Origin of the sequence: Pseudomonas sp. NFPP25, from assembly GCF_900116505.1 — a bacterium.
In the GTDB taxonomy this organism is placed as follows: Bacteria; Pseudomonadota; Gammaproteobacteria; order Pseudomonadales; family Pseudomonadaceae; genus Aquipseudomonas; species Aquipseudomonas protegens.
This window is the reverse complement of record NZ_FPBG01000005.1, coordinates 393,263-415,040: the sequence shown is the minus strand read 5'-3', so window position 1 is coordinate 415,040 and position 21,778 is coordinate 393,263. Positions and strand designations below refer to the sequence as shown.

Sequence of the window (21,778 nt, the reverse complement as noted above, 5' to 3'; positions counted from 1 at the left end):
CCGCGGCGGGTGGTCAGTGCAGCTTGAAGCCGCCCACCTGTCGGGCCAGGTCCTCGGAGAGGCGCTGCAGGGTCCAGCAGTCTTCACGACAGGCCTGGACTTCGGCCGCGGTGGCCCGGGCCAGATCGGAGATGCCCTGGACATTGCGGTTGATCTCTTCGGTCACCGCCGACTGCTCCTCGGTGGCGGTGGCCACTTGCTGGTTCATGTCGCTGATGTGCTCAACCTGCCCGGTAATCGCTGTCAGCGAAGCCCCGGTCTGCTGGCTGGACTGCACCCCGGTACCCGTGGCCGACTGCCCGGCATGCATGGAGGCCACGGCATTCTCCGCGCCCTGCTTGAGGCTCTGGATCATCTGCTGGATCTCGTCGGTGGAAGCCTGGGTGCGCTGGGCCAGGGTCCGCACTTCGTCCGCCACCACGGCAAAGCCTCGGCCCATTTCCCCGGCACGGGCTGCCTCGATAGCCGCATTGAGGGCCAGCAGGTTGGTCTGCTCGGAGACACCGCGGATCACCGCCAATACCTGATCGATGGAGGCCACCTGATGCGCCAGCTCACTGACAGCGCTGGCGGCCAGAGCAATTTCCCCGGACATGCTTTCGATGTGCCGGATCGAGCCGTCCACGACCCCCTGGGCCAGCTGGGCCTCATCCCGGGCCGCCTGGGACGCATCGGCCGCCTGCCCGGCATTGCGCGCGATGTCCTGGACGGTCAGGCCCATCTGGTGCACGGCCGTGGCCACCATGTCGGTCATTTCCTGCTGCCGCCCCGAGCGCTCGGCAGTGTTCTCCACCACCGCCGCCACCTGCCCCACGGATGAGCGCAGACGCTCGGTGGTGGCCAGTACTTCGCCGATCATGCCGTGCTGGCTGTCGAGAAAACGATTGAAACCCCGGGCCAGGTCCCCCAGCTCGTCGGCCCGGCTGGCATCCAGGCGCAGGGTCAGGTCGCCACCACCGCTGCCGATGGCTACCAGCCCGGCGGTCACCTGGCGTACCGGCCGCACCAGGCCGCGAGCCAGCCAGATCACCAGCAACAGGCAGACTAGGGCGATAGCCAGGCCGATGCCGGTGGTCAGCCACAAGGTTTGCCGGGCATCGGCGTAGATCTGCGCTTCGGGCACCTCGGCCACCAGCGACCACCCCATGCCCCGCAGTGGCAGGCTCAGGGCCACAAAGTCTTCGCCGTCGCGCACGAACCGGCTGCTGGCCAGCCCCTCGTGCCCCATAACCGCCTGGGCGGCCGACTCGCCGATCTGCTCGGAAAGGTGCCGCTTGCCGCTGAACTGCGCCTCGGGGTGAACTTGGATCAAGCCGTCGGCGCGCACCAGATAGACCTTGCCGTGCTCGCCGAAGCTGAAGTCATGGATCAGTTGCGACAGCGCCTGCATCTTCAGCCCGAGCCCGGCCACCCCCACCAGCTTGCCGTCCTTCTTGACCCGCATGTCGATGAACATCGCCAACTCGCCGGTGGCCACATCGGTGTCGATGTTGAGCAGCCGCGGCTTGTCGCTGTCGATGAAGCTGTAGAACCAGGCGTCCTTGGGATTGGAACGGCTGAGGGTGCGATCCAGCCCCTTCTCGTTGTAGTAGTGGTTGGTCGCGGTGCCCACCATCAAGGTGGTGAAGGCCTGATTTTCGGCGCGGATGCCTTCCAGGTAGTCGACGAACACCTGGGCCTGGGCCGGATCCTCGCCGCCAGCCAGCCAATCGCGCAGCATGCCGTTGCTAGCAATGTCCCGGGCGACCGTCAGCGGCTGGGCGAGGATGCGTTCGATATCGTTGCGCATGGCTTCGATGCTCGAAGGCAGCGCCTTGTCCACCAGGTAGTTCTGGGTCAGGTGGTTGATCACCACGGTGTAGACCGCCACCACCACCAGCAGGCTGACCAGCAGGGCCGAGCCCATGCTGAGGACGAGTTGCCATTGAATACTGCGTCGCCAGAATTGCATGGAACACCTCTTTCTTATTGGTATAAGAGGCTGAAATGTCGCGCCAGCCGCGGAAGGTTGTATACAAACATTAGTTATGTTTGTCCAACCTATAACCCTGCGGCTGTGTGCAGTTCCGTCAGTTCTGTTGAATGGTCTTGGCAATGACCTCGACGGTGGCGCTCACTTGCTCCTGATAGCGCTCCAGTTCCTGGGCGTGGCGCTTCTGCATCTCGATCTGCTGCGAGCACAGGTTCATCGCCGCGAGCACCAGCAGGCGCTCGCCGATCAGCGTCGGGTACTTCTTCTTGGTGTCGGCCAGGGCCGCCTTGAGCATCAGCGCAGCGTCCATCAGGGTCTGTTCTTCCCCGGCCGGCGCCTTGATCGAGTAATCCTCCCCCAGGATCGAAACGACCTTCACTCCATCGATGTGATGTCTCATGGATTGGCCGGGCTCGCGCTGACACGCTCAACCAGCGCCTGGATGCGGGCAGCGGTGGCGCCTTGCTTTTCTTCCTGCTCCATCAGGCTCAGTTGCAGGCTTTCGTTTTCATCCTTGGCCTGGTCCAGTTGTTCCTTGAGGGCTGCGTTCGTACCGAGCAGTTCCTGGTTCTGTACCACCAGGTCGCTGACCAGCTGTTCCAATTGGCTGAGGGATGCTTCCAACATTTTGATCTTCCGGGCTTTTTGCAAAGGGCGCGTACGATAAAGAAAAGTCACCCTGGATGCCAGGGTTATCCAGGCGCAAAGCCTTGATTTTACTGGCGATGACCCTTCCGCGAGAGCTGTTAGAGACTGTCATTCTGCGCTCCGGTTCCTGACGCCTCGTCGGAGTCTCGGACTTTTATGAACTTTCCCAGTTACGCATAAGAATTTTCTGAAACTGCATCCGCCGGTTCAAGAAGCCATTGTTCAACGCGATAGACAGGTACGTCCCTGATCCTGCCAGCGCAATAAAGCGCTCACCCGAGGTAATGTCCATGTCCCTGCGTTCCCTGAATATTGCCCCGAGGGCCTTCCTCGGATTTGCCCTGATCGGTTGCCTGATGCTGTTTCTCGGGGTGTTCGCCCTGAATCAGATGGGCAAGATCCGCTCAGCCACCGAGCGCATGAGCCAGGACACCATCCCGAGCATCAAGAGCGTCGATGAATTCACCCAGCTCAGCCTGCGCCAACGGGTCCAGGCCTACCGGCTGCTGCTCAACCGCGAACCCCAGGCCCAGCAGCAGACCCTGGATGCCATCGACCAGCGCAACCAGAAGATCGAAGAAGCCCGGGCCCAGTACCTGAAGCTCATCAGCAGCCCCGAGGAGCGCCTTGCCTACGAGCAATACGGCACGCTGCTGAGCCACCACCGGCAGTTGGAGAGCCAACTGATCGAGCTGTCGCACAACAACCAGCTTGAGGCCATGCAACAACTGCTCAATACCGACCTGATGGACAGCGCCGAAAAGATCAACGCGGTCCTCAACCAACTGGTGGAGATCAACAGCCATTACGCCACCGTCGCCGACGATGATGCTGCCGCTCAGTACCGCAGAGCCTTCAATCTGGTGGTGGGGCTGCTGGTGCTGGCCAGCGCCCTGACCCTGCTGTTCGCCTGGCGCCTGATCCGCAGCATCACCCAGCCCATCGCCAATGCCCTGAGGGCCGCCGAAGAGATCGCCGAAGGCAACCTGACCCGCCCCATCACGGTCGATGGCAGCGACGAAGCCGGGCGCCTGCTGCAAGCCATGGTCACGATGCAGGAAAAGCTGCGCGACACCCTGCAGAGTATTTCCGGCTCCGCCCATCAGTTGGCGTCGGCGGCCGAAGAGCTCAACAGCGTCACCGAGGAAGGCGCCCGCGGCCTGACCCAGCAGAACAACGAGATCGAACAGGCCGCCACCGCGGTCAATGAAATGACCAGCGCCGTGGAAGAAGTGGCGCGCAATGCGGTGAGCACCTCCGAAGCCTCGAAGAGCGCCACCACTTCCGCCGGCGACGGCCGCGACCTGGTGCGCGAAACCGTGTCGGCCATCGAGCGCATGAGCTCCGACGTGCAAGGCACCGCCAGCCTGATCGGCGATCTGGCCAACGAGTCCCGGGACATCGGCAAGGTGCTGGACGTGATTCGCGGCCTGGCCGACCAGACCAACCTGCTGGCCCTCAATGCCGCCATCGAGGCTGCCCGTGCCGGTGAGGCCGGTCGAGGTTTTGCCGTGGTCGCCGACGAAGTCCGCGCCCTGGCCCACCGCACCCAGCAGTCCACCAGCGAAATCGAACGCATGATCGGCAGCATCCAGAGCGGCACCGAGCACGCCGTGGACTCCATGCGCAACAGCACCGAACGCGCCGAATCGACCCTGAGCATCGCCCGGGGGGCCGGCCAGTCCCTGGACACCATCAACAGCGCCATCAGCGAAATCAACGAACGCAACCTGGTGATCGCCAGCGCCGCTGAAGAACAGGCCCAGGTGGCCCGTGAAGTGGACCGCAACCTGGTGAACATCCGCGACCTGTCGGTACAGTCCACCACCGGTGCCAACCAGACCCAGGCCGCCAGCAGCGAGCTGTCACGCCTGGCGGTCGACCTGAACAACCTGGTCACCCGATTCAAGCTCTGAAGCCCTTGCGCCCTGCTCCAGCTCCCGCCGTTGAGCGGTGGGGGCTGGTGAGGGTGGCGTTCAAGGCACCCCAGCAGGCAGGTACCGGACAGGCTTAATCCACGGCGAGACTCAAGACTTTAGTCGTACGACCGATAAGTCACGGTAGAGTCAGTCTCAAGCCCCGCACGGATGCGCCCTTTTTGGTACCTACCATGTCCCTTCGTAATATGAATATCGCTCCGCGGGCCTTCCTCGGCTTCGCCATGATCGGCGGCTTGATGCTGATCCTCGGGGTGTTCGCCCTGAACCAGATGAGCAAGATCCGCGGCGCCGCCGAAGACATCACGTCGAGCAGCGTGCCAAGCATCAAGAGCCTCGACGAATTCACCCAGTTGACCCTGCGCCTGCGGGTGCTGTCCTACCGCTTGCTGGTGAACCGTGAGCCGGACGTGCAGCAAAAGACCATCGAACTGCTGGAAATGCGCAACCAGCAGATCCGCGCCGCCCAGGTCATCTACGAAAAATTCATCACCAGCCCGGAAGAAAAATCCGCCTACGAGCAGTACCTCCAACTACTGGGCCAGTACCGGCAGATCGAAGAGCGGATGAAGAGCCTGTCGCGCAACAATCAGGTGGATGAGCTGCGCAACTTGCTCAACACCGAACTGCTGAACAACTCCGAAGCCATGAACACCGTGCTCAACCGCTTGCTGGAGATCAACACCCAGCAGACCGTGGACACCAACCAGCAAGCCGCCGAGCAGTACTCCTCGGCCTTCAACCTGGTGGTGGCGCTGCTGGTGCTGGCTACTGGCCTGACCTTCCTCTTCGCCTGGCTGCTGACCCGCAGCATCACCCAGCCCATCGCCAACGCCCTGGGCGCCGCCGAGGAAATCGCCGAGGGCAACCTGACCCGGCCGATCAAGGTCGATGGCAGTGACGAGGCCGGGCGCCTGTTGCAGGCCATGGCCAAGATGCAGGAAAAACTGCGCGACACCCTGCAGCGCATCTCCGGTTCCGCCACCCAGTTGGCTTCGGCGGCCGAAGAGCTCAACAGCGTCACCGAGGAAAGCGCCCGCGGCCTGACCCAGCAGAACAACGAGATCGAACAGGCCGCCACCGCGGTCAACGAAATGACCAGCGCCGTGGAAGAAGTGGCACGCAATGCGGTGAGCACCTCCGAAGCCTCGAAGAATGCCACCGCCTCCGCCGGCGACGGCCGCGACCTGGTGCAGGAAACCGTGTCGGCCATCGAGCGCATGAGCTCCGACGTGCAAGGCACCGCCAGCCTGATCGGCGACCTGGCCAACGAGTCCCGGGACATCGGCAAGGTGCTGGACGTGATTCGCGGCCTGGCCGACCAGACCAACCTGCTGGCCCTCAATGCCGCCATCGAGGCCGCCCGTGCCGGTGAGGCCGGTCGCGGTTTTGCCGTGGTCGCCGACGAAGTCCGAGCCCTGGCCCACCGCACCCAGCAGTCCACCAGCGAAATCGAACGCATGATCGGCAGCATCCAGAGCGGCACCGAGCACGCCGTGGATTCCATGCGCAACAGCACCGAACGCGCCGAATCGACCCTGAATATCGCCCGGGGTGCCGGCCTGTCCCTGGACACCATCAACAGCGCCATCATCGAGATCAACGAACGCAACCTGGTAATCGCCAGCGCCGCTGAAGAACAGGCCCAGGTGGCCCGGGAAGTGGACCGCAACCTGGTGAACATCCGCGACTTGTCGGTGCAGTCCTCCACCGGTGCCAACCAGACCAGTGCAGCCAGCAACGAGCTGTCGCGCCTGGCCGTGGACCTCAACGGCATGGTTGCCCGCTTCCGCCTCTGAAACACCCCGCCAGCCCTGGATGGCGCCAGTAAAACGGCGCCGGAATTCGCACCTGGGGAATCCGCCACTGTCGCCAAAAGCTTTTTGACAGTGGCGTATTTCAACAGGTTAGAATCGCTGGCACGCAGACTGCATGGTCAGCCTGCGCCCGCCTTTTTCGCCCTGGAGTACTGCCTTTGAATGCGACGACCATCAACAGCCTGTTCTTGATCGGCGCGTTGCTGGTAGGTGCGAGCATTCTGGTGAGTTCACTTTCATCGCGCCTGGGCATCCCGATCCTGGTGATCATCCTGGCCGTGGGCATGACCGCCGGGGTGGACGGCGGCGGCATCATCTTCGACAACTACCCGACCGCCTACCTGGTGGGCAACCTGGCCCTGGCCGTGATCCTGCTGGACGGCGGCCTGCGTACCCGGGTCGCCAGCTTCCGCGTGGCCCTGTGGCCGGCGCTGTCCCTGGCCACGGTGGGGGTGCTGATCACCACTGGCCTGACCGGCATGGCAGCCGCCTGGCTGTTCGACCTCAACCTGATCCAGGGCCTGCTGATCGGCGCCATCGTCGGCTCCACCGACGCCGCCGCGGTGTTCTCGCTGCTGGGGGGCAAGGGCCTCAACGAGCGGGTCACCGCCAGCCTGGAGATCGAATCCGGCAGCAACGACCCGATGGCGGTGTTCCTCACCGTGACCCTGATCGACATGCTCGCCAGCGGCCACACCGGCCTGCACTGGAGCCTGCTGACGGACCTGATCCGCGAGTTCGGCATCGGCGCGGTGATCGGCCTGGGCGGTGGCTGGCTGATGTTGCAACTGGTCAACCGCATCCACCTGGCCACCGGCCTGTACCCGATCCTGGTGGTGGCCGGCGGCCTGGTGGTGTTCGCCCTGACCAACGCCCTGCACGGCAGCGGCTTCCTCGCCGTGTACCTGTGCGGCCTGGTAATCGGCAACCGCCCGGTACGCAGCCGCCACGGCATCCTGCACATGCTCGACGGCATGGCCTGGCTGGCACAGATCGGCATGTTCCTGGTGCTGGGGCTGCTGGTCACCCCCCACGACCTGCTGCCCATCGCCCTGCCGGCCCTGGGCCTGGCGCTGTGGATGATCCTGTTCGCCCGACCGCTGTCGGTGCTGGTGGGCCTGGCGCCGTTCAAGGCCTTCCATGGCCGGGAAAAGGCCTTCATTTCCTGGGTCGGGCTGCGCGGTGCGGTACCGATCATTCTCGCGGTGTTCCCGCTGATGGCCGGGCTGCCCAATGCCCAGCTGTACTTCAACCTGGCGTTCTTCATCGTCCTGATCTCGCTGCTGGTGCAGGGCACCAGCCTGCCGTGGGTGGCCAAGTGGCTGAAGGTGACGGTTCCACCGGAGCCGGCACCGATCTCCCGGGCGGCCCTGGAGGTCCACGTCACCAGCGAGTGGGAGCTGTTCGTCTACCGCCTGGGGGCGGAGAAATGGTGCATCGGCGCCGCCCTGCGGGAGCTGAAAATGCCCGAGGGCACGCGCATCGCCGCACTGTTTCGTGGCCAGCAACTGCTCCATCCGTCGGGTAGTACGGTGCTCGAAGCCGACGATCTGCTGTGCGTGATCGGCCATGAACACAACCTCCCGGCCCTGGGCAAACTCTTCAGCCAGGCTCCGGAACGCGGCCTGGACCTGCGCTTCTTCGGTGACTTCGTGCTCGAGGGCGATGCCCAGCTGGGCGCGGTCTCGGCGCTCTACGGGCTCAAGCTCGACGGCCAGGACGCAGACATGCCGCTGGGCGCCTTCATCGCCCAGAAGGTCGGTGGTGCACCGGTGGTCGGCGACCAGGTGGAATGGAACAACACCATCTGGACCGTGGCCGTGATGGACGGGAACAAGATCGGCAAGGTCGGCGTCAGATTCCCCGAAGGAAGTCGCCCCGGCCCCGGACTCTTCCTCTAAACTGCGGAACGCGCCAGCCCCCGGCATGGCGCCCCCTATTCCTACTTGCTTGACCGACCTCTATGCCTATCCTGCGTAAATTTTTCGCTGTTGCCCTGCTGGGCCTGAGCCTCTCTGTCGGCGCGGTACAGGGCGGTGACCCGCCCAGCGCCGAGGCGGTCCAGCAGAGCCTGGACAAGATCGCCGAGCGCAAACTGCCGGAGGCCGACCAGAAGGCCCTGCAGACCCTGCTGCAGAACACCCTGAACCAGCTGGCCAACAAGCAGAACTATGAGCAGCGCCTGAGCGATCTCAAGCAGCAATTGAGCAATGCCCCGCGCCAGACATCGGAAAACCAGCGTGAACTGGCCCGCCTGAAAGCCAGCAAAGTGGTCCCGGTGATCCAGCGCTACGGCTCATTGCCGGTATCGCAGCTCGAACAGCTGCTGACCGAACGCACCAGCCTGCAGGGCGACCTGCAAAAGGCCCTGGCCGACGCCAATACCCTGGACATCACCGCCCAGACCCGCCCCGAGCGCGCCCAGGCGGAGATCAGCAGCAGCCAGACGCGCATCCTGCAGATCAACGCCGCACTCAAATCCGGCAAGGACGGCGGCAAGCTGCTCAGCGCCGACCAGCGCAACCTGCTCAACGCCGAGCTGGCAGCGATCAACGCGCTGATCCCCCTGCGCCGCCAGGAGCTGGCCGGCAACAGCCAATTGCAGGATCTGGGCAGTAGCCAGCATGACCTGCTGATGGAAAAGACCGCGCGCCTGGAGCAGGAAATCCAGGACCTGCAGACCCTGATCAACCAGAAGCGCCTGGCCCAGTCCCAGGAAACCGTGACCCAGCAGTCCATCGAGGCGCAGAAGGCCGGGAGCAGCAGCCTGCTGGCCACCGAGAGCGCCAGCAACCTCAGGCTCTCCGACTACCTGCTCAAAAGCACCGACCGCCTCAACGAACTGACCCAGCAGAACCTGCTGACCAAGCAGCAGCTGGACAGCGTGACCCAGAGCGATGCGGCCCTGGACGAGCAGATCAACGTGCTCAAGGGCAGCCTGCTGCTGTCGAAGATCCTCTATAAACAGAAGCAGGCCCTGCCGCGCCTGAAACTGGACCGCGACCTGGCGGACGAAATCGCCGACATCCGCCTCTATCAGTTCGAAGTCAATCAACAGCGCGAGCTGCTGGGCAGCCCCAGCACCTACGTCGACAACCTGCTCAAGAACCAACCCCCGGAACAGGTCACGCCACAACTGCGCCGGACCCTGATCGATCTCGCCATCACCCGCGCCGACCTGCTGGAACGCCTGAACCGCGAGCTGAGCGCGCTGCTCAATGAATCCATCACCCTGCAGTTGAACCAGAAGCAGCTGCTCAGCACCTCCCAGAGCCTGCGAGCGACCCTCGACGAGCAGATGTTCTGGATCCCCAGTAACAAGCCGCTGGACGCCGAGTGGCTGCAAAGCGTCCCCGTGCGCCTGGAGCGCCAGGTCACTACCCTGCCCTGGGCCTCCAGCCTCAGCGAACTGACTGACGGCCTGGCCCAGCGGCCACTGCTGTTCCTGCCCCTGGCGCTGCTGTTCGGCGCCCTGCTGTGGCGGCGCAAGGCCCTGTATGCGCGCCTGAACAAGGTGCACAGGGACATCGGCCATTTCAAACGCGACAGCCAGTGGCACACACCGCTGGCGATCCTGGTGAACATCCTCCTGGCGATGCCGGTGACCCTGGTCCTGGCCCTGTGCGGCTACGCCCTGCAGATCGACGCCCGTGGGCAGAACGCCAACCTCGGCGCCGCGCTGCTGCAGATCGCCCAGGCCTGGCTGGTGTTCTATACCGCCTATCGGATCCTCGCCCCCGGCGGCGTGGCGGAACTGCATTTCCGCTGGGAAAAACCCCAGGTGGAATTCCTCCAGGGCTGGGTCCGCCGCCTGGGGCTGGTGGTCCTGGCACTGGTGGCCGTGGTGGCGGTGGCCGAGCACCAGCCTGCGGCCCTGGCCGAGGACGTGCTGGGCATCGCCGTGGTGCTGACCTGCTATGCACTGATGGCCTGGCTGCTGAGCCGCCTGCTGCTGAGCAGCCCGACCCACCAGAACACCTCGCTGTTCCGCAAGGCCGTGGGCGTGCTCTTCACCCTGCTGCCGATCGCCCTGTTCATCGCCGTGTGCTTCGGCTACTACTACACCGCCCTGAAACTCAGCGACCGGCTGATCAACACCCTGTACCTGCTGATGTTCTGGCTGGTGATCGAGGCCACCTTCGTCCGCGGCCTGAGCGTGGCGGCCCGGCGCCTGGCCTACCAGCGCGCGCTGAGCAAGCGCCAGGCCGCCAAGGAAGCCGGGGAAAGCGGCGAGGCGGTGGTGGAAGAGCCGACCCTGGATATCGAGAAGGTCAACGAGCAATCCCTGCGCCTGATCCGCCTGGCCCTGCTGGGCGGCTTCATGGCGGCGCTGTACTGGGTATGGGCAGACCTGATCACGGTGTTCTCCTACCTGGACAACGTCACCCTCTACGAATACACCAGCGGCACCGGCGCCAACATGAGCATGGTGCCCATCAGCATCGGCGACGTCATCGGCGCGCTGATCATCGTCGGCATCACCTTCGCCCTGGCGCGCAACCTGCCTGGCCTGCTGGAGGTACTGGTGCTGTCCAAGCTGGACCTGGCCCAGGGCAGCGCCTATGCCACCACCACCCTGCTGTCCTACGCCATCGCCGGGATAGGTTTCGTCGCCACCCTGTCGACCCTGGGGGTCAGCTGGGACAAGCTGCAATGGCTGGTGGCCGCCTTGTCCGTGGGCCTGGGCTTCGGCATGCAGGCGATCTTCGCCAACTTCATCTCCGGCATCATCATCCTGTTCGAGCGCCCGGTACGGATCGGCGACACCATCACCATCGGCAACCTGTCGGGCACCGTGAGCAAGATCCGCATCCGCGCCACCACCATCACCGACTTCGACCGCAAGGACATCATCGTCCCCAACCAGACCTTCATCACCGGGCAGTTGATCAACTGGTCGCTGACCGACACCATCACCCGGGTGACCCTCAAGCTCGGTGTCGACTACGGTTCGGACCTGGACCTGGTCAAGGAACTGCTGCTCAAGGCTGCCCGGGAGAACCCGCGGGTACTCAAGGAGCCGGAACCCCATGTGTACTTCCTGAACTTCGGTGAAAGCACCCTGGACCATGAGCTGCGCATGCACGTGCGCGAGCTGGGGGACCGCAACCCGGTGGTCGACGAGGTCAACCGCTTCATCAACCGCGAGTTCAAGAAACAGCACATCAACATCTCGTTCCGGCAGATGGAGGTCTACCTGAAGAACCTCCACGGCCAGGAATACAAGATGGTGCCCATCGAACCCGAGGCCAAGACCATAGTCCCGGTGGCCGAGGGCAAGCCGCTGCAGGAACCGCCGGCCAGCAAACTCGACTAAGGCCTCTTTCCCCAGCAGAATACTCGGACATTCTGCTGGGAGATGGCCGTTGAAAGCCCTCGACGAACTGACCTTCGACAACCGCTTCGCCCGCCTGGGCGACGCCTTCTCGACCCACGTACTGCCCGAACCCCTCGACAACCCGCGGCTGGTGGCCGCCAGCCCTGGCGCCATGGCGCTGCTGGACCTGGACCCGGCCGTGGCCGAAACCCCGGTGTTCGCCGAACTGTTCGGCGGGCACAAGCTGTGGGCCGAGGCCGAGCCCCGGGCGATGGTCTATTCCGGGCATCAGTTCGGCTCCTACAACCCGCAATTGGGGGACGGCCGCGGGCTGCTGCTGGGCGAGGTCTACAACCAGGCGGGAGAACACTGGGACCTGCACCTGAAGGGCGCCGGCCAGACGCCGTATTCGCGCATGGGCGATGGTCGCGCGGTATTGCGCTCGTCGATCCGCGAATTCCTTGCCTCCGAGGCCCTGCATGCCCTGGGCATTCCCAGCAGCCGCGCACTGTGCGTGATCGGCTCGGACACTCCGGTATGGCGCGAGAAGCAGGAGCGCGGGGCCATGGTCCTGCGCCTGGCACCGAGCCATGTCCGCTTCGGCCATTTCGAGTATTTCTACTACACCAAGAAACCCGAGCAGCAGAAGCAGTTGGGGGAGCATGTGCTGGCCCTGCATTTCCCCGAGTGCCAAGAGCTGCCTGAACCCTACCTGGCGATGTTCCGCGAGATCGTCGAGCGCAATGCCGAGCTGATTGCCAAATGGCAGGCCTATGGCTTCTGCCACGGGGTGATGAACACCGACAACATGTCGATCCTGGGCATCACCTTCGACTTCGGCCCGTTCGCCTTCCTCGACGATTTCGACGCCCACTTCATCTGCAACCACTCGGACGATCAGGGGCGCTACTCCTTCAGCAACCAGGTACCCATCGGCCAGTGGAACCTCAGCGCCCTGGCCCAGGCCCTGACGCCGTTCATCAGTGTCGAGGCACTGCGCGAAAGCCTGGGCCTGTTCCTGCCGCTGTACCAGGCCCACTACCTGGACCTGATGCGCCGGCGCCTGGGCTTCACCCAGGCCGAGGACGACGACCAGAAGCTCGTGGAACGCCTGCTGCAACTGATGCAGAACAGCGGCGTCGACTACAGCCTGTTCTTCCGCCAGCTGGGGGAGCACGCCCCGGAGCAGGCGCTGGCACGGCTGCGGGACGACTTCGTCGACCGCAACGGCTTCGACGCCTGGGCCGGGCTGTACCGGGAACGGGTCGCCCGCGATCCGATCCGGGGCCAGGACCTGCGCCGCGCGCGCATGCACGCGGTCAACCCGCTGTACATCCTGCGCAACTATTTAGCGCAGAAAGCCATCGACGCCGCAGAAGCCGGGGATTACAGCGAAGTGCGCCGCCTGCATCAGGTGCTGAGCCGGCCTTTCGAGGAACAGCCCGGCATGGACAGCTACGCCGAACGCCCGCCGGAGTGGGGCAAGCACCTGGAAATCAGCTGTTCGTCCTGAGTCGGGCGAAGCTGTCCATCGATACCTTCAAGCCCTAGGCCAACCTGCGGACCTGCCGCAGGTTGAGCAGGCGCTTGCCGTCCAGCACTGGCTCAACCTGGGATTGCGCATGGACCCGCCACTGACGGGCAGGGATAATGCGCGCCCTGATTTCCAGTACCTGCAAGGATGCACATGAACCTGTTCTTCACCCTGGCCACCCTCGCCCTGGTCGTCTTCAGCCTGGTGTCGGTCGTCATCTACCTGAGCCGCCGCGCCAAGTACCGCATGAACCTGCAGGACCTGCACCTGCACGGTAAGGCGCACCGCAGCATTACCCAGGCCGAACTGGACGAGCTGGCCAAACAGACCGCCAGCCTGCAACGCATCCAGGGCAGCGGCGGCATGTCCTACAAGCCGATCAGCGACAGCGTCTATCTGATTAGCGGCGGCACCGCGAGCGACGGGCTGGAACTGCAGGTCCAGTCGGTGAAACACATGTCGATCGCCGGTATTCCCGTGGAATTTCCCTTCCCGATGGAAAGCTTCCTGGCCGACAACAACCAGGCCGAAGTGGTGATCGCCAAGAAGTTCGCCGTGGTCATCGGCCTCAACGGACATCGCCTGGCCCAATGACGCACTGGCGGCCTGGCTGCCACCTTCACCGCTCGCCCATGCCCCGAGCCCTGCCACCATCGCTGCCCTGCAAGAGTCCGCCATGAAACGTCGCTACCTGCTGCTGTTGCCCCTGCTGCTGTCGCTGGCCGGGTGCAAGGAAGACTTCGCCACCCTGCACTTCCAGGAGTCGGTGCGCTCCGACCCCAAGGCCGGCCCGCAATACTCCGACCAGTTGGTGCACGAGGCGTACAAACACAGCATTTACACCGCGCTCGGCGCCCAGGGCCTGGACCCGGACGCCATCGCCCTGGAGCGGGACCAGGAGGACGACAAGGTCATTCACCTGCGCCTGGTGGACTACTCCCTGAGCCCGGAACAACGGGGCAGCCTCAAGGCCATCCTCGAACAGGTCGTCAGCGCGCGAAATGCCAGCTCGATGAACCTGCGCCTGGAGCTGGACAACGCCCATGCCAAGGTCACCCCTTCCGGCACCAGCGACCTGCCGGACAACATCGACGCCACCCTGGCGTTCGAGCCGGAGTTCGGCATGCTGCTGGACCGCAGCTACGAAGACAGCATGCAGGCCATCGTCAACGCGAGCGAAATCGAAGGCCCGGTCAGTTGCAAGATCACCGCGCGCCTGGCCATGCCCAGGCCCTTGAAACTGATCGCCTACGAAGCCCTTGAACAGGACAACAGCGAGCGCGGCCTGATCTCCTTGCTGACCCGCGGCGGCAGCATTGCCAAGGTGCCACTCAAGGTACATTTCGATGACCCGGACCTGAACCGGCTCCTGCAGCACAAAACCGTCCAGGCCTGGCCATCCAGCTCGAAGATCACCCGGCCCGCCCCGGTGCCCCTTGACGAATTCGCCATCGTCATCGGCTCCATCGGCGTCCAGACCCTGACCTCGGCCCTGGCCTTCGACACCCGCAAGGACGAGCTGCAAGCGCTGTGCGACCAGAAGATGCAGGCCCTGGGCCGGCCGTTCACCTTTCACATGGGCCGGACCCTGGATCGCCTGACCAGCGTCGATTACCGCTAACAGCCACTATGCGACGAGGATTTCCATTGAACCGACGTCTCTCCACTGCCGCCCTCTTGCTGATGCTGCTGACCGGCTGCAAGCAGACCTACCTCACCCTGCATTTCCAGGAAGAAGTGGGTAACCCCCAGCAGGCCCGGATAGTGCCGTACTTCGCAGAGGCCATCACTCAGATGGCTGCCGGGATCGGCATCGAACCCGACGCCATCGGCCTGGAAATGGACCGCAAGGACGACAAGACCCTGCATATCAGCCTGGACAGCAGCGTGCCCGAACCCCAGCGCCAGCGCCTGCAAGCGCTGTTCAGCGAGATTGTCGAGGCACGCGCAGCCGCCACCTTCGAAGCCGTTCTGGAGATCGCCCCGCAAACCGGGAGATACACCACCCCCGAGTACCGCAAAAGGGCCATGGCCTTGCCGCGACGCTTCTCCCTGGCGCTGGAGCCGGTGAAATACGCCGACGTGCTGTTTCATTACTCGATGGAGGAGTTGATCAGCGGCAAGCTCGCGGCCACCGGCACGCCCAACGAGGCGTTCTGCCAATACCAGGCCACCCTCCAGGCGCCGGGCATACCGTTCAGCCAGATGGGCAGCAAGGCCGGTAGCGGCACAGGGGATTACAACGTGTATCTGGAGTGGAAAGACGGCAAGCGCGAACCGGCGCAATACTTGTTCGGCAACATCACTTTCGCCAACCCCACGCTCAACCAGATGCTGTTCGACAACCGCATCCAACTGTCCGCGATCAAGACCTCCTGGGGCACGCGAGCGGACCGCCGGGCCGACCGCGTCGGTTTCAGCGTCGGCTCCCTGGGCCTGCAGTACCACGAGGACGGGGAGATTTCCCCGTTGCAACACATCGGCTTCATGGGCAGGTGCGAGGGCATGGCCATGGCGCTGGGGCGGCCCTTTACCTTCTACATCGGCCGCTCCATGGACCGCCTGGTCAGCGTCGAACTGGCCCCGCCCAGCGCATGAGCCCTGGAGCCGCAACGGCTCCAGGCCGACCGCTGCGACTTGATATTGCCCCCGGGCGCCGCCATCTAAGGCGCTCTACCCTGTTTGCGGAGCCCGACCATGTCCGACCCACTGCTGATCCCCTGCCCGCACTGCAACGGCCTCAACCGCATTCCCGCCGAGCGCCTGGGGGACCACCCCAAGTGCGGGCGCTGCAAGGCCGAGGTCTTGCTGAGCAAACCCTTTGACTTGAAACAGGGCGACTACGCCAGCCAGATCAAGGGCGACCTGCCGTTGCTGGTGGATGTATGGGCAGACTGGTGCGGGCCGTGCAAATCCTTTGCGCCGGTCTTCCAGCAAGCCGCCGCGCAGCTCAGCGGCAAGTGCCGCCTGGCCAAGCTGGACAGTGAAGCCAACCCGCAGCTGGCGGGGCAATTGGGGATTCGCTCGATCCCCAGCCTGATTCTGTTCAAGAACGGTCGGGAAGTAGCCCGGCAAAGCGGCGCCTTGCCACTGCCGCAATTGTTGAGCTGGCTGCGCAGCCAGGGGATTTGACGCAGCGCCAAGAGCCGCAGGCCAAACCCTGCGCTCATGGCCTCTTGAGGGTCAGGCGTTTTCCAGCAGGTTGTGCAGGTCGACGAATTGCTGGGTCAGCTTGTGTCGTGGGTCCAGGTGGATCAGCGGCATGCTGGCCTGGTGGGATTCACGCATGCGCACCGAGCTGCCCAGGTACACCGGCAGCACTGGCAGGCCCTCGCTGATCAGTTCGTCGAGCATCTGCTGCGGCAGGCTGGCCCGGGCCTGGAACTGATTGACCACGATGCCCTCGACCTCCAGCCCCTCGTTGTGGTCTTCCTTCAGCTCTTCGATCTCCGCCAGCAGGCCGTACAGGGCCTGACGGGAAAAACTGTCGCAGTCGAAGGGGATCAGCACACGATCAGCGGCGATCAGCGCCGATACCGCGTAGAAATTCAGGGCCGGCGGGGTATCGAGGTAGATCCGGTCGTAATCCTCGGCCAGTTCGTCCAGCAATTTGCGCAGCTTGTTGATCTTGTGCTTGGCCTCAAGCTTGGGCTGCAGGTCCGCCAGCTCGGCGGTGGCCGTGATCACGTGCAGGTTGTCGAAGGGGGTCTCGTAGATATCCACCTGGTTTTTCTTGGCGAATGGTCCGGACGACAGGGTTTGCTTGAAAAAATCGGCAATGCCCATGGGAATGTCCTCGCCGGTCAGGCCGGTGAGGTACTGGGTCGAGTTGGCCTGGGCATCCAGGTCCACCAGCAAGGTGCGATAGCCCTCGCTGGCGCTGACCGCCGCCAGATTGCAGGCAATACTGGATTTGCCCACGCCACCTTTCTGATTGAACACCACACGCCGCATGTCTAGACCTCCCTGTATCAAAGATCACCGAGTGTAGTAGGCCACGCGGCCCCTTAGCTACCTTGCTGTCACACAGATTTTCCTTACCCGCAGCCCTGGCACAAACACCGGGCAATGTCGGCCCCGAGGCCGACCTGGGACTGAAAGACTTCAGATAGTGGCAAAAAGACACCTCGCATCGCGTCGGATTTTTCGCTTTTGCGACCAACAGGCCAAGGAGCATTTGCTACAAGCCAGTCGCACCGGGATAATGCGCGCCACTGACGCCTTCGCGTCACTCAGGCCAATCGCCGATCGAAGCGATATGCCGCGTCAAGGAAGCCCGCAGGGGCGGGATGAAATCAAGTGATCAAGTTCAACATCGCTCAATGGCGTGCGTGGGCCCCTGGGCTCGAAAGCGTGGACGCCTGGCAGGCCTGGAGCCGTCAACCGGCCCTGCCTGAAAACAGCGATGCCGCCCCCGATGTGTCCTTTCTCCCCGCCATGCAGCGACGCCGTCTCAGCCGCCTGGCGCGCATGGCGTTCAGCGTCGGCTGGCCCCTGGCCGAGGGCCTGGAACAACTGCCGCTGGTGTTCATCTCCCGGCATGGCGAAACCCCGCGCACCTTCGAGATTCTCAGCGACCTGGCCGCCGAGCAACCGTTGTCGCCCACCCAGTTCAGCCTCTCGGTACACAACGCAGTGATCGGCCTGTGGTCGATCATGCGCGGCGAAACCAGCGAAATGACGGCCCTGGCCGCTGCCGGCGATGGCCTTGAGCATGGCCTGCTGGAGGCGGCCACGCTGCTGGCCGACGGCGCCCCCCATGTACTGCTGGTGATCACCGAGGAACAACCGCCCGAGGCCTATGCCAGCTGGATCGACGACGTGCCGTTCCCCTATGCCCTGGGCCTGCTGCTGACCCCCGGCGACGACTGGCAGTTGTCCCTGGGCAGCCATGACGGTCAAACGCCCAGGGCCCAATGGCCCCACGCCCTGAATCTGCTGCGTACCCTGCTGGGCGCGCAGACCTTTTGCCAACATGCCTGGATGAATCGTGTATGGACCTGGCAACGCAACCACTGAGCGCCAAGGGCCGCAATGCCTACTACTGGCGCCTGACGGCCACGGCGCTGAGCTTTGCACTGTTCGGAATAGGTGGTTTGTGCCTGCGCCTGGTGATTTTCCCCCTGCTCGCCTGCCTGCCCGGCGACGCCCAGCGCCAGCGCCAGCGGGCGCGCAAGACCGTCAGCCGGCTGTTCTGGCTGTTTATCCGCTTCATGGCCAGGAGCGGCGTGCTCACCTATGAGGTCCAGGGCGCCGAGCGGCTCGGGCGACCGGGGCAGATGATCATCGCCAACCACCCCTCGCTGATCGACGTGGTGTTCCTCATCGGCCTGGTCCGCGACGCCAACTGCGTGGTGAAGCAGAGCCTGTGGAACAACCCCTTCACCCGCGGCCCGGTGCGCGCCACCCAGTACATCAGCAACGACGGCAGCATGGACATGCTCGACAGTGCCTGCGGGGCGCTGCAAGCAGGCCAGACCCTGATCGTCTTTCCCGAGGGCACCCGCACCCAGCCGGGGGCCGCTCCGGCCTTTCATCGGGGAGCGGCGGCCATTGCCCTGCGCGGTGCGAAGATCATCACCCCGGTGGTGATCCGGGTCAGCCCCAGCACCCTGACCAAGGCCGAACCCTGGTACCGCATCCCGCAACGCCGTGTGCACTTCAGTTTTCACGTCGGTGCCGATATAGACCCACAGACCTTTGCAGCCCAGGGCCCGGCGCCCCAGGCTTCGCGCAAGCTCAATGAGCACTTGCACCATTTTTTCATTAAGGAGCTCGCCAGAGATGAGCGATACACACCCGGACCTGATGCTTGAAATCAAACTGCTGATCATCGACGCCCTGGGCCTCGAAGACATCAGTGCCCAGGACATCGGCAACGACCAGACGCTGTTCGGCGAAGGCCTCGGCCTGGACTCGGTGGATGCCCTGGAGCTGGGCCTGGCGATCCAGAAGAAGTACGGCATCAAGATCGACGCCGACGCCAAGGACACCCGCAACCACTTCAGCAACGTGGCGAGCCTTGCGGCGTTCGTCACTGCAAAACAGGCAGCTTGAGAACCGACCATGCAAACCCGTGACGATATCTTCAACACCCTGCGCGATGCCCTGGTCGAGCTCTTCGAACTGGAGCCCGAGCGCGTCAGCCTCGAGTCCAACCTGTACGAAGACCTGGAAATCGACAGCATCGATGCGGTCGACCTGATCGACCACATCAAGCGCCAGACCGGCAAGAAAATCGCCGCCGAGGAATTCAAGTCGGTGCGCACCGTCAACGACGTGGTCGAGGCGGTCTACCGTCTGGTCCAGCCGGCCGCATGAGCCGGCTGATCGGCCTGGGCTTGTTGCTGGCCGGCCTGCTCTACCCCTTCGCGGTGTACTTCGGCATGGAGCATTTCGCTCCGTGGCAGTTCGGCCTGCTGCTGGGCGGCCTGTGGCTGGCCCGGGCGCTGACCGGCGAACGCCGCCCCGGCAGCCTGTGGATGGCCATTGCGGCGATCGCGTTCTGCCTGCTGCTGGCCTGGTTCGACAACCCGGCGCTGCTGCGCTGGTACCCGGTGCTGATCAGCGCCTTCATGCTCGGCCTGTTCGGCCTGAGCCTGAAATACGGCCCCCCGGTGGCAGAGCGCCTGGCCCGCATCAGCGAGCCGCAATTGCCGGAAAAGGCCATAAGTTATACGCGCCAGGTGACCGTCGCCTGGAGCGTGTTTTTCCTCTGTAACGGAATGCTCGCCGCGGCCCTGACCCTGTGGGCGCCGCTGAGCTGGTGGACGTTGTACAACGGCCTGATCGCCTATGGGCTGATGGGCCTGCTGTTTGCCATTGAATGGCTGTTACGACAACGGGTAAGAGGCCGTAGATGAACTGGATTCCCCTTGAGCAGCTGTTGCTCAAGCTACATACGCCGCGAGCGGTCAGCGCCGCGCCGGCCATCGACCTGGGGGCCGTGCAGGAACAGGCCCTGAGCCTGGCCGCTGCCCTGCAAGCCCGTGGCGTACGGCGCCTGGCAGTGCACCTGGAAGACGCCGTGGAACTGGCGGTGGCCCTGCTCGGCGCCTGGCGTGCCGGGGCCAGCGTGCTGCTGCCCGCCGACCTGCAAGCCCAGACCCGCCAGCGCTGGTCGAGCGAAGTCGACCTGTGGCTGACCGACCAGGACACGCCCCTGCACCAGTTGCAGGCCAGCCCCCTGACCCCTGCCGAGCTGGACCTGGACACCTGCCATTTGAGCCTGTGCACCTCCGGCTCCAGCGGCGAACCCAAGCGCATCGAGAAGAACCTGCGGCAACTGGCCAACGAGGTCGTCGCCCTGGAACACCTGTGGGGCGCCGACCTGGGCCAGGCCTGGATCATCGGCAGCGTCGCCACCCAGCACATCTACGGCCTGCTGTTCCGCGTGCTCTGGCCACTGTGCGCCGGGCGGCCTTTTGTACGCCGCCAGCTGCCATTTCCCGAAGACCTGCAACGGGCCAGCCGCGAGTGCCCGACGTTTGCCTGGGTGGCGAGCCCGGCCCTGCTCAAGCGCATGGGCGACAACCTCGACTGGCCGGCCCTGAGCCAGGTACGGCGGGTATTTTCCTCCGGCGGAGCCTTGCCCGCCGAAGCGGCCAGCGGCCTGCACCAGCGCCTGCAGCAATGGCCGACGGAAATCCTCGGCAGCTCGGAAACCGGCGGCATCGCCTGGCGCCAGGGGCCAGGCCTGTGGCAGCCCTTCGCCGATGTACGGCTGAGCCAGGATGCCGACAGCGCGCTGTTGATCGCCTCGCCCTACCTGCCGGCCGGGCATGTGGAACACACGGCCGACGCCGCGCGGATCGCCGCCGACGGGCGCTTCGAACTGCTGGGGCGCCTGGATCGCATCGTCAAGCTGGAAGAAAAACGCATTTCCCTGCCCATGCTTGAGCAGGCCCTGGCCAGCCACGAATGGGTGGCGGAAGCGCGGCTCGGGGTGATCGAAGACAACCGCGCCTACCTCGGCGCCCTGCTGGTGCTCAGCGAGCCCGGCCTGCATGCCCTGCGCAACCAGGGCCGGCGCCACCTGACCCAGGCCCTGCGCCAGCACCTGGCCGGGCATTGCGAAGCCCTGGCCCTGCCCCGGCGCTGGCGCCTGGTGCGGCAACTGCCGCTGAACAGCCAGGGCAAGCTGCCCCAGGCGCAAGTCCAGGCCCTGCTGCTGGCTCCACGTCCGCAAGCCCCGGAAGTGCTGGAGCAACGGCAGCACGAGGAGGAGTGGCAGCTGCAACTGGCCATTCCGCCGGACCTGGCGTACTTCAGCGGGCACTTCCCCCAGACCCCGGTGCTGCCGGGGGTGGTGCAGGTGGACTGGGCCCTGGCCCTGGGCCAGCAACTGCTGGAGCTGCCGGGCCGCTTCGCCGGCATGGAAGTGCTGAAGTTCCAGCAACTGGTACGCCCCGGCGACCGCATCCAGCTGAACCTGCGTTTCGATGCCCAGCGCCAGAAACTGTATTTCGCCTACCTCAATGACGGGGCTCCCTGCTCCAGCGGGCGGATCGTCCTGGAGGCCAGCTGTGGATAAGTTGTACGGCGTCGCGCCCG

Annotated in this window: 19 protein-coding genes; 15 read left to right on the top strand and 4 right to left on the bottom strand. The window is 64.5% G+C overall.

Annotated features, from left to right (window positions below):
* Positions 1-13 precede the first annotated feature (13 nt).
* From BM382_RS21860 to BM382_RS21850, 3 genes are all read right to left on the bottom strand, one after another.
* Positions 14-1,951 (bottom strand): methyl-accepting chemotaxis protein, encoded by a 1,938-nt coding sequence (locus BM382_RS21860; protein ID WP_072443883.1) that lies wholly within the window; start codon positions 1,949-1,951, stop codon positions 14-16.
* Between the two features lie 118 nt (positions 1,952-2,069).
* Complete coding sequence (locus BM382_RS21855; RefSeq protein ID WP_011058865.1) at positions 2,070-2,372, bottom strand: cell division protein ZapA; 303 nt, start codon at positions 2,370-2,372, stop codon at positions 2,070-2,072.
* Complete coding sequence (locus tag BM382_RS21850) at positions 2,369-2,599, bottom strand: hypothetical protein (RefSeq protein WP_015633896.1); 231 nt, start codon at positions 2,597-2,599, stop codon at positions 2,369-2,371. The genes BM382_RS21855 and BM382_RS21850 overlap by 4 nt, the downstream gene beginning before the upstream one ends.
* Before the next feature lie 311 nt (positions 2,600-2,910).
* Between BM382_RS21850 and BM382_RS21845 the strand changes: the two genes are divergently transcribed.
* From BM382_RS21845 to trxC, 9 genes are all read left to right on the top strand, one after another.
* Positions 2,911-4,536: a methyl-accepting chemotaxis protein gene (locus BM382_RS21845; RefSeq protein ID WP_011058863.1), complete on the top strand. Its 1,626-nt coding sequence runs from the start codon at positions 2,911-2,913 to the stop codon at positions 4,534-4,536.
* Positions 4,537-4,730: 194 nt separating this feature from the next.
* Positions 4,731-6,356: a methyl-accepting chemotaxis protein gene (locus BM382_RS21840; RefSeq protein WP_015633894.1), complete on the top strand. Its 1,626-nt coding sequence runs from the start codon at positions 4,731-4,733 to the stop codon at positions 6,354-6,356.
* A 176-nt stretch (positions 6,357-6,532) separates the two neighbouring features.
* Positions 6,533-8,275: a potassium/proton antiporter gene (locus BM382_RS21835; protein ID WP_011058861.1), complete on the top strand. Its 1,743-nt coding sequence runs from the start codon at positions 6,533-6,535 to the stop codon at positions 8,273-8,275.
* 62 nt (positions 8,276-8,337) lie between these two features.
* Complete coding sequence (mscK, locus tag BM382_RS21830; protein ID WP_019095204.1) at positions 8,338-11,691, top strand: mechanosensitive channel MscK; 3,354 nt, start codon at positions 8,338-8,340, stop codon at positions 11,689-11,691.
* A 49-nt stretch (positions 11,692-11,740) separates the two neighbouring features.
* Positions 11,741-13,204: a protein adenylyltransferase SelO gene (locus BM382_RS21825; RefSeq protein ID WP_072443881.1), complete on the top strand. Its 1,464-nt coding sequence runs from the start codon at positions 11,741-11,743 to the stop codon at positions 13,202-13,204.
* 174 nt (positions 13,205-13,378) lie between these two features.
* Positions 13,379-13,819 carry an IgaA/UmoB family intracellular growth attenuator gene (locus BM382_RS21820; protein ID WP_072443879.1) on the top strand — a complete coding sequence of 147 codons (441 nt, stop codon included), beginning with the start codon at positions 13,379-13,381 and terminating at the stop codon, positions 13,817-13,819.
* A gap of 82 nt (positions 13,820-13,901) precedes the next feature.
* Positions 13,902-14,846 (top strand): hypothetical protein, encoded by a 945-nt coding sequence (locus BM382_RS21815; RefSeq protein WP_011058857.1) that lies wholly within the window; start codon positions 13,902-13,904, stop codon positions 14,844-14,846.
* A gap of 26 nt (positions 14,847-14,872) precedes the next feature.
* Positions 14,873-15,823, top strand: coding sequence for a hypothetical protein (locus BM382_RS21810; protein ID WP_239690417.1), 951 nt, complete (start codon positions 14,873-14,875; stop codon positions 15,821-15,823).
* 99 nt (positions 15,824-15,922) lie between these two features.
* Positions 15,923-16,357, top strand: a complete 435-nt coding sequence (gene trxC / locus BM382_RS21805; protein WP_015633888.1) for a thioredoxin TrxC — start codon at positions 15,923-15,925, stop codon at positions 16,355-16,357.
* Between the two features lie 51 nt (positions 16,358-16,408).
* Here trxC and BM382_RS21800 read toward each other — a convergent pair whose 3' ends face one another.
* Positions 16,409-17,179: a ParA family protein gene (locus tag BM382_RS21800; RefSeq protein ID WP_011058854.1), complete on the bottom strand. Its 771-nt coding sequence runs from the start codon at positions 17,177-17,179 to the stop codon at positions 16,409-16,411.
* A 345-nt stretch (positions 17,180-17,524) separates the two neighbouring features.
* Between BM382_RS21800 and BM382_RS21795 the strand changes: the two genes are divergently transcribed.
* Genes BM382_RS21795 through BM382_RS21770 form a run of 6 tightly spaced genes read left to right on the top strand, consistent with a single transcriptional unit; the run spans position 17,525 to position 21,758 of the window.
* Positions 17,525-18,244 carry a beta-ketoacyl synthase chain length factor gene (locus BM382_RS21795; RefSeq protein ID WP_011058853.1) on the top strand — a complete coding sequence of 240 codons (720 nt, stop codon included), beginning with the start codon at positions 17,525-17,527 and terminating at the stop codon, positions 18,242-18,244.
* A complete protein-coding gene (locus BM382_RS21790) occupies positions 18,220-19,041 on the top strand; it encodes a lysophospholipid acyltransferase family protein (RefSeq protein WP_011058852.1) in 822 nt (273 codons plus the stop codon). Before BM382_RS21795 ends, BM382_RS21790 begins: the two co-directional genes overlap by 25 nt.
* Entirely contained in the window at positions 19,010-19,282 is a 273-nt protein-coding gene (locus tag BM382_RS21785) for a phosphopantetheine-binding protein (protein ID WP_011058851.1), read from the top strand. The genes BM382_RS21790 and BM382_RS21785 overlap by 32 nt, the downstream gene beginning before the upstream one ends.
* Positions 19,283-19,291: 9 nt before the next feature.
* On the top strand, positions 19,292-19,546 hold the full coding sequence (locus BM382_RS21780; RefSeq protein ID WP_011058850.1) for an acyl carrier protein: 255 nt from the start codon (positions 19,292-19,294) through the stop codon (positions 19,544-19,546).
* Positions 19,543-20,088 carry a COG4648 family protein gene (locus BM382_RS21775; protein ID WP_072443875.1) on the top strand — a complete coding sequence of 182 codons (546 nt, stop codon included), beginning with the start codon at positions 19,543-19,545 and terminating at the stop codon, positions 20,086-20,088. The genes BM382_RS21780 and BM382_RS21775 overlap by 4 nt, the downstream gene beginning before the upstream one ends.
* The gene (locus tag BM382_RS21770; protein ID WP_072443873.1) at positions 20,085-21,758 is read left to right on the top strand and encodes an ApeI family dehydratase; all 1,674 of its coding nucleotides are present in this window, start codon (positions 20,085-20,087) and stop codon (positions 21,756-21,758) included. Before BM382_RS21775 ends, BM382_RS21770 begins: the two co-directional genes overlap by 4 nt.
* Positions 21,759-21,778 lie beyond the last annotated feature (20 nt).